9 protein-coding genes are annotated in these 13,174 nt (G+C 64.0%); all 9 read left to right on the top strand.

The features are described 5' to 3' along the window. The 9 genes from ACRVY7_RS07110 to rpoB all read left to right on the top strand — a co-directional run bounded on the left by ACRVY7_RS07110 (nt 1) and on the right by rpoB (nt 13,124). Nucleotides 1-1,338, top strand: a complete 1,338-nt coding sequence (locus tag ACRVY7_RS07110) for an MCE family protein (RefSeq protein ID WP_431816549.1) — start codon at nt 1-3, stop codon at nt 1,336-1,338. After that, nucleotides 1,335-2,414, top strand: coding sequence for an MCE family protein (locus ACRVY7_RS07105; RefSeq protein ID WP_431816548.1), 1,080 nt, complete (start codon nt 1,335-1,337; stop codon nt 2,412-2,414). The genes ACRVY7_RS07110 and ACRVY7_RS07105 overlap by 4 nt, the downstream gene beginning before the upstream one ends. 2 nt (nt 2,415-2,416) lie before the next feature. After that, nucleotides 2,417-3,472 (top strand): MlaD family protein, encoded by a 1,056-nt coding sequence (locus ACRVY7_RS07100; protein ID WP_431816547.1) that lies wholly within the window; start codon nt 2,417-2,419, stop codon nt 3,470-3,472. Further along, the gene (locus ACRVY7_RS07095; protein WP_270483898.1) at nt 3,469-4,785 is read left to right on the top strand and encodes an MCE family protein; all 1,317 of its coding nucleotides are present in this window, start codon (nt 3,469-3,471) and stop codon (nt 4,783-4,785) included. The genes ACRVY7_RS07100 and ACRVY7_RS07095 overlap by 4 nt, the downstream gene beginning before the upstream one ends. After that, a complete protein-coding gene (locus tag ACRVY7_RS07090) occupies nt 4,785-6,119 on the top strand; it encodes an MCE family protein (protein WP_431816546.1) in 1,335 nt (444 codons plus the stop codon). Before ACRVY7_RS07095 ends, ACRVY7_RS07090 begins: the two co-directional genes overlap by 1 nt. Further along, a complete protein-coding gene (locus tag ACRVY7_RS07085) occupies nt 6,120-7,397 on the top strand; it encodes an MCE family protein (RefSeq protein ID WP_431816545.1) in 1,278 nt (425 codons plus the stop codon). Between the two features lie 81 nt (nt 7,398-7,478). Next, nucleotides 7,479-8,111 carry a hypothetical protein gene (locus ACRVY7_RS07080; RefSeq protein WP_431816544.1) on the top strand — a complete coding sequence of 211 codons (633 nt, stop codon included), beginning with the start codon at nt 7,479-7,481 and terminating at the stop codon, nt 8,109-8,111. Then, nucleotides 8,111-9,166 (top strand): hypothetical protein, encoded by a 1,056-nt coding sequence (locus ACRVY7_RS07075; protein ID WP_431816543.1) that lies wholly within the window; start codon nt 8,111-8,113, stop codon nt 9,164-9,166. Before ACRVY7_RS07080 ends, ACRVY7_RS07075 begins: the two co-directional genes overlap by 1 nt. A gap of 460 nt (nt 9,167-9,626) precedes the next feature. Then, nucleotides 9,627-13,124 carry a DNA-directed RNA polymerase subunit beta gene (gene rpoB, locus ACRVY7_RS07070; protein WP_049699013.1) on the top strand — a complete coding sequence of 1,166 codons (3,498 nt, stop codon included), beginning with the start codon at nt 9,627-9,629 and terminating at the stop codon, nt 13,122-13,124. Nucleotides 13,125-13,174 lie beyond the last annotated feature (50 nt).

The raw sequence follows: 13,174 nt of genomic DNA, 5'->3' as shown, positions 1-13,174 counted from the left end.
ATGACAGTGATTCGTCGCCGGTTGCTCGGACTGGTGTTCTTCATCGTGGTCGCACTCTTCTTCACTCTCACGATCATGAAATTCAACAAAGATTTCACGACGTTCACCGACGTCACGCTGAAGACCGACTCGGTGGGTAACGCACTACCCGCGAACGCTGACGTGAAAGCGCGCGGCGTTCTCGTCGGGGAGGTGCGCGACGTCGAACCCGCAGGCAATGGCACGGTCAACGTGACGCTCGGCCTCAAGCCCGAGATGGCCGCGCAACTGCCGGCCGACACCACCGCCCGTATCTTGCCCAAGACGCTGTTCGGTGAGCGCTACGTCGCACTTCAGGTTCCCGAGCAGGCGGCGGGTCCGACGCTGGACAACGGCGCGACGATCCAAACCGACACCAGCGGCAATGCAAAAGAGGTCCAGGATCTCCTCGACCGTCTACTGCCCGTCCTCGACGCGATCCCGCCGCAGGACCTCAACGTGACCCTGACTGCGTTGTCGCAGGCTCTGTCGGGTCGTGGTGAGCAGATCGGTACGACGCTCGAAGAGCTCAACACGATCTTTGGCCGACTGTCGACGCCGAAGAACCTCAACTCGCTCGAGGGCACGTTGCAGGGACTCGCGTCGTTCTCGAAGACCTATTCGACGGCATTGCCGGACGTCATCGACGCACTCGACAACTTCCGCACGACCAACAAGACGATCGTCGACCGTCAGGGAGATCTGCGGACTCTGATCGCAACTCTCGGAACCGCGTCGACCGACACGACCAATTGGTTGCAGCAGAACGGCAACAACCTCGTCGATCTCGTCACCAACTCGGAGCCGTTCCTGACCGGACTCGCCAAGCAGTCGCCGACGTTCGTCTGCGCCTTCCACAACTTCGCGACGCTGATCCCCGAATCGGAGAAGATCGTCGGAAAGGGCACCAAGAATCCCGGTGTGCGTGTGAACCTGCAGTTCGTCAACCCGCGTGGTCGCTATCTGCCCAACCAGGACGAGCCGCGGTTCTTCGAAACCGACGCTCCGGCTGTCTGCTACGACCCGCCGACCAACGGCCGTCCGTTCCCGCAGTACCCGGGCGGTAGCCTCGCCGACGGCTCGTACCAGCCGCCGTCACGCAACCCCGGCCCGACGACCGTCCAGAAGCTGCCGCAGCCGCAGTTCACCAAGACCCCCGTCGGGACCATCCGCGAGAACTCGTTCGACGATCCGACCTACCGGGCGCAGCTGAAGGTGATCTACGGCGCGGCCAGCGGGACTGAGCCCGACGACGTGCCCACCTGGACCACCATGATCGGTGCTGCGCCACTGCAGGGAGCGCAGGTGCACATCAAATGAAGTCCATTGTGGGGCCGTTGACCAAGCTGATCATCTTCGCTGTGGTCACCGTGGTCGCGACTGCGTTGCTCGCGCTGACCATCGCCAACATCGGTGGTGGGGCCGACAACGACTACAAGGCCGTGTTCTCCGACGCGTCGATGCTCAACAAGGGCGACGACGTGCGCATCGCCGGTGTGCGTGTGGGCCAGGTCAGCAACGTCGAGGTCTACGACAAGAACCGCGCGCAGGTCTCGTTCAACGTCGACCGTCAGTTGCCCGAGGGTGCGCAGATCTACATCAAGTACCGCAACCTCACGGGTCTGCGATACCTCTCGGTCGAGAAGGGTGCGGGCGACGCGTCGCAGACGGTGAACCCGGGCCACACCTTCGGCGCGAACCCGAACGACAACAACACGCATCCCGCGGTCAACCTGACGCAGTTGTTCAACGGCTTCAAGCCGCTGTTCCGGCAGCTTCAGCCCGAAGACGTGAACAAGCTCTCCGACGAGATCATCAAGGTCTTCCAGGGTGAGTCGAGCAACGTGTCGAGCCTGATCAGCGATACCGCCGACCTGACCAACTCGATCGCCGACAAGGACGCCGTGATCGGCGACCTGATCACCAACCTGACCAAGGTTCTCGACACGGTCAACCGCAACGACGAGCAGTTCACCGCGCTCCTCGACAACACCGAGCAGTTGGTGACGGGCCTTGCCGCACAACGCGGTTCGGTCGGTTCGGCGATCACGTCGGTCTCCAACCTGACGGCGGTCACGGCGTCGATCCTCACGTCGACGAGGCCGTCCATCCAGGGCGACATCGCAGGCCTCAAGCAGGTGGCCGACCAGGTCAACAAGCGTCGTGACGACGTCGCGCAGATCCTGACCAACCTTCCGATCAAGCTCCAGAAGATCGGCCGCGCAGCGACATTCGGCTCGTGGTTCCAGTTCTATCTGTGCGGAATTGACGTCGTCGCAGGAAACGGCAAGTCGACGCTGCTGACGCAGCCGCTCGTCCCGCTTCCGTACATCAACCATGTCCTTTACACCAGCGCGGCAAGCCGTTGCTGGAAAGACAACCAGCCAGGGGGGTGAGCATGGCAGACGGAACAGCCCAGAAGAAGCCGGGGCACAAGCGATTTGGTGGGCATCGCAGCCCCGTCAGTATCGGTGCGATCGGCATCCTGATCCTGCTCATGATGGCGGTGTCGGCGTTCTACCTGAACTCGTTGCCGCTCGTCGGCGCGGGTGCCCAGTACACGGCCAAGTTCACCGAGGCCGCCGGGTTGCGTGCAGGTGCGGAGGTTCGTGTCGCAGGCGTCAAGGTCGGTGAGGTCAGCGACGTCTCGCTCGACGGCAACCGCGTCGACGTGAAGTTCCGCGTGAACAACACGTGGATCGGCGATCAGACCCAGGCGTCGATCCAGATCAAGACGGTGCTGGGGCAGAAGTACCTGTCGCTCAATCCCCGCGGCAGCAAGATCGCCGACCCGAGCGTCGCCCTCACCGATACGGTGTCGCCCTACGACGTGATCGAGGCGTTCTCCGACGCCGCCGACTCGGTCGAGACGTTGAACACCGATCAGCTCGCGACGTCGATGAAGGCGATCTCCGACACGTTCTCCGGAACGTCGGGCGACGTCGGACCTGCGCTCGAAGGCGTCACGCGTCTGTCGCAGACGATTGCCAGCCGCGACCAAGAGGTGCAGAAGCTACTCGAGGCGACCAAGAGCACGTCGAAGATCCTCGCCGATCGCAACCAGGAGTTCGTGAAGCTGATCGCGGGCGCGGGCCAGTTGCTCGACGAGCTCAACAACCGCCAGAAGAACATCTCGGCGTTGCTGAAAACGACGACGGCACTGAGTGATTCGCTGAGCGGGATCGTCCGGGACAATCAAGCTCAGATCGGTCCGGCGCTCGACTCGCTGAAGGGTGTCAACGACCTGCTCAAGGAGCAGAACCAGAACCTGCAGGACACGATCACGTACATGGCGCCGTTCTATCGGCTGTACGCGAACGTGCTCGGCAACGGTCGGTGGTTCGAGTCCGTGGTGACCAACCTCCTGCCGCCCGCACTGCCGCAGCAGAACACGACACGCCTGCCCAACAAGCAGGCGAACCAGAACAACGGTGGAACGGAGGCAACCGGATGACCACCCCGGATCTGTCCAAGACCTCCGGTCCAGGACGTTGGTTTACTCCACGCCACATCGTGATCATCGTGCTCGGGTTGATCCTCGCGCTGATCGTCGCTGGTGCGCTGTGGTGGGTCTTCAGCTCGATGGGGACCACGAAGATCACCGCGACGTTCGCGCGGACGGTCGGCATCTACAAGGGTTCTGACGTCCGGGTTCTCGGTGTGCCGGTCGGCAAGATCGACTCGGTCACCCCTGACGGCCAGACCGTCAAGGTGACGATGACCGTCGACCGTGGCGTCGACCTGCCTGCCGATGTCCGTGCGGTTCAGGTGATCCCGTCAGTGGTCGCCGACCGGTACGTCCAGTTGACGCCCGCGTACTCGGGTGGCCCCAAGGCGCCGCGCAACATCACGCTGACCGAGAAGCAGACGATGGTTCCGGTCGAGGTCGACAAGATCTACGAGAGCGTCGAAAAGCTGTCCAAGGCGTTGGGTCCCAACGGAGCCAACAAGGATGGCGCGGTCAGCGACCTCGTCGCGGTCGGTGCGCAGAACCTCGAGGGCAACGGCGCCAAGCTCGGCGATGCCATCGAGAACCTGTCCAAGGCGACGACGACCCTCTCGGATTCGCGCGGCAACATCGTCGATACCGTCAACAACCTCGACGTGTTCGTCGGGGCGTTGAAGGAGAACGACTCCCAGGTTCGCCAGTTCAACAACCAGATGGCGTCGTTCAACACGTTCCTCGCGGGGGAGCGGCAGCAACTGTCGGCCGCGCTGAACAAACTGTCGATCGCGCTCGGCGACGTCGCGACGTTCGTCGCCGACAATCGCGAGCAGATCGGCGAGACCGTCAACGACCTGAAGCCGACGACCCAGGCGCTCGTCAACACACAGCAGAGTCTCAAGGAGACGCTGACCGTGCTGCCGCTGACGATCAACAACCTGATCAACGCCTACGACGCGGAGTCGGGCACGATCGCCATGCGTCTCACGCTGCCGGACCTGCAGGACCCGACGCAGGCAACGTGCCAGTTCCTCGACCTCGGTGCGCTGCTGCCGGGCAATCCCGCTGCAGATCAGTTCAGCGACACGCTCAAGCCGTTCATCAACCAGTGCAAGACGATCGGCAAGCAGATCACGAATGACGTGCTCACCCCGATCCTGCCGGTGCTGCCGTTCGGCATCATGAGCAACAACAAGCTGCAGCGGTACCCGGTGCCGGGAACGGTCCCCGGAACACCCGACCCGCAGGCGAACCCGGGCCCGGCGACCAAGACGCCGGCATCGGCGAAGCCGTCGGCCACGCCACGGTCGGGAGGTAACTGATGACTCGGCTTATCGGTGGGTTCGTTCCGCGTGCATGGCGCGGGGTCATCGCCGCGGTGGCGGTGTTGACCGCGGTGCTGACGGTCGCGGGTTGTGGGTCAAATGGGATTCAGTCGATTCCGCTGCCCGGCGGCGTCGACGTCGGCGACAATCCGCGCACCTACAAGATCCAGTTCTCGAACATCCTCGACCTGGTTCCGCAGTCGGTGGTCAAGCGTGACGGTATCCCCGTCGGACGTGTGACCAGCGTCGAGATCCCGAAGAACGAATGGTTCGCGCTCGTCACCGTCAAGGTGAAGAACGACATCGATCTGTCTGATCAGGCCGGTGCGGCTGTGCAGCAGACGTCACTGCTCGGCGAGAAGTTCGTCGCGCTGACCGAGCCCGCGAACAGCGCGTCGCTGCCGCGTCAGGACCAGTCGGCGGCGATTCCGCTGGATCGCACGCGGACCGCAACCGATATCGAACAGGTACTCGGCGCACTGTCGATGCTGCTCAACGGCGGCGGCATCAACCAGCTCGAACCGATCGTCACAGAGCTCAACAAAGCGCTCGACGGTCGTGCCGACAAGGTCAACGATTTGATCCAGAACGCCAGTTCGCTGATGGCAGGCCTCAACCGCCAGCGCGACTCCATTCTCGCGGCGATCGACGGCCTCGACAGGTTGTCGGACAGGGCTGCAGCGCAGACGACGCAGATCGATCGCATCCTCAAGGAACTGCCGGCAGGTGTGGCAGTGCTCGAGGAGCAGCGTCCGCAGTTCGTCGACCTGCTGACCAAGCTCGACAAGCTCGGACAGGTCGGCACCGACGTCCTCGGACGGTCGCACGACGCGCTGATCACAGATCTGAAGGCACTGCGTCCCGTGCTCACAGAGCTCGCGAAGGCTGCCCCTGATCTGATCACCGCGGCACCGCTGATGCTGACTCACCCGTTCCCGGATTCGTTGCTGCCTGCTGTCCAGGGCGACTCGACCAACCTGTTCATGACGCTCGACCTGCGGCTGTTGAACCAGCTCGAGGCGTTGGGCGTCGGACAGGGGACGCCGAAGTACTCGCCGCCACAGCGGCACAGCGTCCCGGTGAACCCGAGCAACCCGTACATCAACGGAAATGGCCCGCGTTACGGCTGGCCGACCATCACGCTGTTGCCGCCTGCTCGCAATGCGACGCCGGGTCCGAACACGCCACCGTCGGGTGGCCGATACCCGGCTTCGGCGACGGTCCCGCGTGGCAGTGGGGCGTCGGCGCAGAAGCCTGCGAACTTCCCGGCACCCGCGTCGAGCGACCAGAGGTTCATCGAAGGTCCGCTGAAACTCCTGGGGGTCGGATAGATGGTCAGCAGACTCGCGAAGATCCAGCTCATCTTGTTCGTGGTCGTCGGTTTGGTCGCGATCGCGTTCGTGGGCGCAAAGTACGCACGACTCGACAAGACGGTCGGCATCGGCACGTACACGGTGACGGCGTCGCTCAAGGACTCCGGCGGCATCTTCACCAATGCCGAGGTGACCTACATGGGCATCCCGGTCGGTCGTGTCGGCAAACTCGAGCTGACGAAAACCGGCGTGAACGTCGCACTCGTCATCGATTCGAACTCGCCGCAGATTCCGGCTGATTCGGTCGCGGTGATCGCGAACCGCTCGGCGATCGGTGAGCAGTACGTCGACCTGCAACCGCAGTCGACGGGCTCGCCCTACCTCGCCGACAACTCGACGATCACCCGGTCATCGGTTCCGCCACCACTCGAGGACGTCGTGTCGTCTGCGATCGACTTCACCGAGTCGATCCCGATCGACGATCTGCACACGGTGATCACCGAGCTCGGCAAAGCATTCAATGGTCAGGCCGAGAACCTCACGCGGCTCGTCGACTCGCTCGGCAAGCTCTCGCGTGCAGGCGTCGACAACCTCGACCAGACGATCTCGCTGATCAACAACGCCAACGTCGTACTGGCCACGCAGGCCGACCAGTCCGATCAGATCCTCGCGTGGTCGCGCAGTCTCGACCTGGTCACGGCGACGCTCGCGGCGTCCGATCCCGACCTGAGACGACTGCTCACCACCGGAACGACGTCGGCGACGCAGATCTCGAATCTGATCCAGAAAAACGGCGGCGATATCGCCAAGGTCGTCGGACAGCTCTCCGAGGTTGCACGCACGATCGAACCTGCCGGCTACATGACGAACGGAACGTTCGCGATGCTGTCGGCGCTCTCGGCGGGCAGCCATTCACCGGCACCCGGCGACGGGCAGATCCACTTCGGCATCGTGCTCGAGACCAATAACCCGCCGGCATGTACGCGTGGTTACGAGTCGACCGACGCCATGATCGACAACATCCGTAAGAAGGACCCGACATTCGACATCCGCTACGACGAGTTCCCGTTCAACACGCAGGCGTCCTGCAACGTCCCGTTCGGAAATCCGACCGGTGTGCGCAGCGCCAAGCGCGTGGAGTACGCGAACCCGAACACACCTCAGCCCTGGGATTCGACCCCGAAGAAGGATCCGGACAAGCTCAACCTGACGCCGTTGGCCACGCAGTTGGCGGCGATGATGGGCGTCCGTCCGGTGAAGCCGGGTGGGTTCGGCACCGACGGATTCGGTGGCTGACCGGCGGGAGCGCCGCGTCGTCGACGATGTGTGTCGATCGAATTGGCTCTCTCTCAGGTGTGCTCGCTACAGTGACGCCCGATGACCACCATGACTGACCCGACACAGGCGTCGGAGCCGACGAACGTCAACGACGGCACATGGCGCAGTCACCCGCTCGTCGGCGTGCTCGCCATCGTCGCGGTGCTTGTTGCCGCTGCGTGTGTCGCCTTCTTCGGCTACCGCGCCTACGAGGTGTACTTCGTCGAGAAGCCGATCCAGACCGCGCGCGACGAGGCGGTGTCGGGTGCCGAGCAGGCGATCATCAACGTCACGACCGTCGACCCGAAAAACACCGCTGACTGGAAGCGTCGCGTCGACAGCTCGTTGACCGGCAAAGCCAAGGAGCAGATCACCGCACAGGACGTGACGACGCTCAATCAGCAGATCACGCAGGCAGGTCCGCAAGCCGCGACGCTGACGTCCCGGCTCAAGCGGTCGGCTCCGACCGAGGTCAACGCCGACGCCGGCACGGCGAAGGTGCTGATCTACGTCGACGCCACGGCCAAGCGGGCCAATGAGGCCGGCGTGACCCAGACGATGGGCTTCTCGGTCACCATGACGGACGTGGACGGCACCTGGAAGGCGTCGAACATCTCTCCGCTGGACGGGATCAGCGTCGAGGAGCCGGGACAGTCGGGCTCTGGCAACCAGCAACAGGGAGGGGGGAACTGATGGCACGCCCACCGCGTAAGCCGGGCAACGGCCCGTCCCGTCGACCCTCCGCATACCGGCCACGAGTCGCCGGCCGCGGCCGCTCCTCGGCCGCAGGCGACCCGCAGACGCCCGAGACCACGGAGACGCCGGAGGTCGTGGAGACCACCCGGAGTCCGGAGACTCCCGAGGTCACTGAGACCTCGCCGGTCGACGCCCCGGCCGCCGAGAGCGCAGACGCCGAAGCCGTCGAGATGGCCGAGGCTGCTGAGAGTGCCGTCGTCGCTGACAACAGCGCAGAGAGCGCCGAAGCAGCCGAAAAGGCCGAGGCCGCTGACACAACGGATGCCGCTGCAACCACTGAGGCCGCCGAAACCACCGCGGGCACCGGCCCGTCGCTCGAGAAGCCCGACTCCGACGTCGCGGAGGCACGTCCGACCGCGAAGACCCGACGTGTCGCACGCGTCTCGACGATCAAACCCAACACCGCGGCGTCGCAAAGTACGACGACGCCGGTGTCGACGGACCAGGCCTCGAAACCACGCAGGGGCGCTTCACCGTCGTCGTTTGTGAAGCTGAGCCGTCGCACGTTGACGGTCCTCGGCATCATCACGGGCGTGCTCGCGATCGCCGCGATCGTGCTGGCAGTCCACCCGGGCGCGACAATCGGTTCGAACAAGGCTTTCATCGACCAGGCAGCGACCAGCGAACTGGTGTCACAGGCCCAGACCAAGGTCTGCACGGCCAACTCCGCCAACGGGACGAAGTTCGACGAGTGGTCGAACAACGCGAGGTCGGGACTGACAGGGGAGGCCCTTGCACAGTTCAACAAGCAGGTCGCGCCCCTCAAACAGGTCATGGAGCAGGCAAAAGCCACCACCGACTGCCAGATCGACGCGATCGGCGTGCGCGACCTCACCGGCAGCGGCGACGGTTCCCGCGCTGTCATCGTGGTCAACATGATCCTGTCCGGCACCCAGAACGGCGTACCGACACAGAGCCTCACCCCGCGCTACCAGGTGAACATGGAGAAGCACGGCGACTCGTGGCTCATCGCCAAGGTCGCGGATATCTGAGTTGCCCGACGGCGGCTCCTCGTCGTGCAAAACTGCCCAGCGCGGCCACGTGGCCAGCGCGTGTTCTACGCGCGTCGTGATGCTGAACAGTCGGCGCTTTGACCCCCTCGACGCGGCATCACGCAGGTGAGGCGCTAATTTTCTTACACAAATTGGCGCGTACCGCTTGACGTGGCGGCGTTGGCGGGCCAATCTGTGACCAGCGATTGCAGCGCGGGCAGCCACCAGTGCGAAATCGTTTCCAGACGCTACTTGACAAAGTGCGTCTATTTTCTGCTACAGTTGGACGTTGCGCTGGCTGCCTCCTGTCCATCTGTCGATTCTCCTTCTGGCCACATTCTCCTCTGGTGTGTGCATGGTGATCGCGATCGAAGGTTGTCACCAGCGAACGGCCCACCAAGCCACTTAGCGCTTGTTGCACACACCGCTAGGCAGAACCCTCGTGTTGGAAGGACGCACCTTGGCAGTCGATCGCCAGTCCACCTCAACCACCATCCCGAATGCGCCGCATCGCGCATCGTTCGCGAAAATCAGCGAGCCTCTGGAGGTACCGGGCCTCCTTGATCTACAGCTCGATTCCTTCGAGTGGCTCGTCGGCTCCCCCGAGTGGCGCGCCAAGGCCATCGCCCGTGGCGAAGAGAACCCCGTCGGCGGTCTGGAGGACATCCTCCACGAACTGTCGCCGATCGAGGACTTCTCGGGCTCGATGTCGCTTTCCTTCTCCGACCCTCACTTCGACGAGGTCAAGGCCTCCGTCGAGGAGTGCAAAGACAAGGACATGACCTACGCGGCGCCCCTGTTCGTCACCGCGGAGTTCATCAACAACAACACCGGTGAGATCAAGTCGCAGACCGTTTTCATGGGCGACTTCCCGATCATGACCGACAAGGGCAGCTTCATCATCAACGGCACCGAGCGTGTCGTCGTGTCTCAGCTCGTCCGTAGCCCGGGCGTCTACTTCGACGCCTCCATCGACAAGGCCACCGAGAAGACCCTCCACACCGTGAAGGTCATCCCGGGCCGTGGCGCATGGCTGGAATTCGACGTCGACAAGCGCGACACCGTCGGTGTGCGCATCGACCGCAAGCGTCGTCAGCCGGTCACCGTGCTGCTGAAGGCTCTCGGCTGGACGAACGAAGAGATCAGCGAGCGTTTCGGGTTCTCCGAGATCATGATGTCGACCCTGGAGAAGGACAACACCGCCAACCAGGACGAGGCGCTGCTCGAGGTCTACCGCAAGCTGCGTCCGGGCGAGCCCCCGACCCGCGAGTCGGCCGAGAACCTCCTCGAGAACCTGTTCTTCAAGGAGAAGCGCTACGACCTCGCCCGCGTCGGCCGCTACAAGGTCAACAAGAAGCTGGGCCTCACCGACAACCCGATGACGGGCGAGTCGGTCCTCACCCGCGAAGACATCGCCGCGACCGTCGAGTACCTCGTGCGTCTGCACGATGCCGACCCGCACACCGTGTCGTTCTCGCAGGTCGCCGGACCCGACAGCCTCGAGGTTCCGATCGAGGTCGACGACATCGACCACTTCGGCAACCGTCGTCTGCGCACCGTCGGCGAGCTCATCCAGAACCAGATCCGCGTCGGACTCTCGCGTATGGAGCGCGTCGTGCGTGAGCGCATGACGACCCAGGACGTCGAGGCGATCACCCCGCAGACCCTGATCAACATCCGTCCCGTCGTGGCCGCGATCAAGGAGTTCTTCGGAACGTCGCAGCTCTCGCAGTTCATGGACCAGAACAACCCGCTGTCGGGTCTGACGCACAAGCGTCGTCTCTCGGCTCTGGGCCCGGGTGGTCTGAGCCGTGAGCGTGCGGGCCTCGAGGTCCGCGACGTCCACCCGTCGCACTACGGCCGTATGTGTCCGATCGAGACCCCTGAGGGTCCGAACATCGGTCTGATCGGTTCGCTGTCGGTGTACGCACGGGTCAACCCGTTCGGCTTCATCGAGACGCCGTACCGCAAGGTCGTCGATGGCGTCGTCAGCGACGACATCCAGTACCTGACAGCGGACGAGGAAGATCGCTTCCTCATCGGCCAGGCGAACACCAACTTCGACCTCAACGGAACCATCACCGACGATCGCGTGCTGGTCCGTAAGAAGGGTTCGGAGGTCGAGTTCGTCGGCGCGAGCGACGTCGAATACCTCGACGTCTCGCCGCGACAGATGGTGTCGGTCGCAACCGCGATGATTCCGTTCCTCGAGCACGACGACGCGAACCGCGCCCTGATGGGTGCGAACATGCAGCGTCAGGCCGTGCCGCTGGTCCGTAACGAGTCGCCGCTGGTCGGCACCGGTATGGAACTGCGTGCCGCGGTCGACGCCGGCGACGTCATCGTCTCGGGCAAGACCGGTGTGATCGAAGAGGTTTCCGCCGACTACATCACCGTGATGGCAGACGACGGCACCCGCGACACCTACCGGATGCGCAAGTTCGCCCGCTCCAACCACGGCACGTGCGCCAACCAGCGCCCGATCGTAGACGAGGGACAGCGCGTCGAGGCAGGCCAGGTCCTGGCCGACGGTCCGTGCACCGAGAACGGCGAGATGGCACTGGGCAAGAACCTGCTCGTGGCGATCATGCCGTGGGAGGGTCACAACTACGAGGACGCCATCATCCTGAGCCAGCGGCTCGTGGAGGAGGACGTGCTCACCTCGATCCACATCGAGGAGCACGAGATCGATGCCCGCGACACCAAGCTCGGTGCCGAGGAGATCACGCGTGACATCCCGAACGTCTCCGACGAGGTCCTCGCCGACCTCGACGAGCGCGGCATCGTGCGTATCGGTGCCGAGGTCCGCGATGGCGACATCCTGGTCGGCAAGGTCACCCCGAAGGGCGAGACCGAGCTGACCCCGGAAGAGCGTCTGCTCCGCGCGATCTTCGGTGAGAAGGCTCGCGAGGTTCGCGACACGTCGCTCAAGGTGCCTCACGGTGAGACCGGCAAGGTCATCGGCGTCCGCGTCTTCAGCCGCGACGACGACGACGATCTCGCACCCGGTGTCAACGAGCTGGTCCGCGTGTACGTGGCTCAGAAGCGCAAGATCCAGGACGGCGACAAGCTCGCAGGCCGCCACGGCAACAAGGGCGTCATCGGCAAGATCCTCCCGCAGGAGGACATGCCGTTCCTGCCCGACGGCACCCCTGTCGACATCATCCTGAACACCCACGGTGTTCCGCGTCGTATGAACATCGGTCAGATCTTGGAGACCCACCTCGGGTGGATCGCCAAGACCGGCTGGAACATCAACGTCGCGAATGGTGTGCCCGACTGGGCGTCGAAGCTGCCCGAGGACATGTACTCGGCCGAGCCCGACACCAACACCGCAACCCCGGTGTTCGACGGCGCCCGCGAGGAGGAGCTGACCGGACTGCTGTCCTCGACGCTTCCGAACCGCGACGGTGAGGTCATGGTCAACGGCGACGGCAAGGCGATGCTGTTCGACGGTCGTTCCGGCGAGCCGTTCCCGTACCCGGTGTCTGTCGGCTACATGTACATCATCAAGCTGCACCACCTGGTCGACGACAAGATCCACGCTCGCTCCACCGGTCCGTACTCGATGATCACCCAGCAGCCGCTCGGCGGTAAGGCCCAGTTCGGTGGCCAGCGCTTCGGTGAGATGGAGTGTTGGGCCATGCAGGCGTACGGCGCTGCCTACACCCTGCAGGAGCTGCTGACGATCAAGTCCGACGACGTGGTCGGCCGCGTCAAGGTCTACGAGGCCATCGTCAAGGGCGAGAACATCCCCGAGCCGGGCATCCCCGAGTCGTTCAAGGTGCTCCTCAAGGAGCTGCAGTCACTCTGCTTGAACGTCGAGGTGCTGAGCTCCGACGGTGCGGCGATTCAGATGCACGACACCGATGACGAGGATCTCGAGCGCGCGGCCGCCAACCTCGGCATCAACCTGTCGCGCAACGAGTCGGCCACTGTCGACGACCTCGCGAACTGATCTCGCTGCCGCCGGTCACGGAGTTTCCGTGACCGGCGGCCAACGGCCCT

Origin of the sequence: Gordonia jacobaea (assembly GCF_965344965.1) — a bacterium.
Classification (GTDB): domain Bacteria; phylum Actinomycetota; class Actinomycetes; order Mycobacteriales; family Mycobacteriaceae; genus Gordonia; species Gordonia jacobaea.
Note: the sequence above shows the minus strand (reverse complement) of the source record. Positions and strands in the feature narration are given on the sequence as shown.

Coding starts and splice junctions, on each gene's coding strand:
- ACRVY7_RS07110 (WP_431816549.1), top strand. CDS start 1: ATGACAGTGATTCGTCGCCGGTTGCTCGGACTGGTGTTCTTCATCGTG.
- ACRVY7_RS07105 (WP_431816548.1), top strand. CDS start 1,335: ATGAAGTCCATTGTGGGGCCGTTGACCAAGCTGATCATCTTCGCTGTG.
- ACRVY7_RS07100 (WP_431816547.1), top strand. CDS start 2,417: ATGGCAGACGGAACAGCCCAGAAGAAGCCGGGGCACAAGCGATTTGGT.
- ACRVY7_RS07095 (WP_270483898.1), top strand. CDS start 3,469: ATGACCACCCCGGATCTGTCCAAGACCTCCGGTCCAGGACGTTGGTTT.
- ACRVY7_RS07090 (WP_431816546.1), top strand. CDS start 4,785: ATGACTCGGCTTATCGGTGGGTTCGTTCCGCGTGCATGGCGCGGGGTC.
- ACRVY7_RS07085 (WP_431816545.1), top strand. CDS start 6,120: ATGGTCAGCAGACTCGCGAAGATCCAGCTCATCTTGTTCGTGGTCGTC.
- ACRVY7_RS07080 (WP_431816544.1), top strand. CDS start 7,479: ATGACCACCATGACTGACCCGACACAGGCGTCGGAGCCGACGAACGTC.
- ACRVY7_RS07075 (WP_431816543.1), top strand. CDS start 8,111: ATGGCACGCCCACCGCGTAAGCCGGGCAACGGCCCGTCCCGTCGACCC.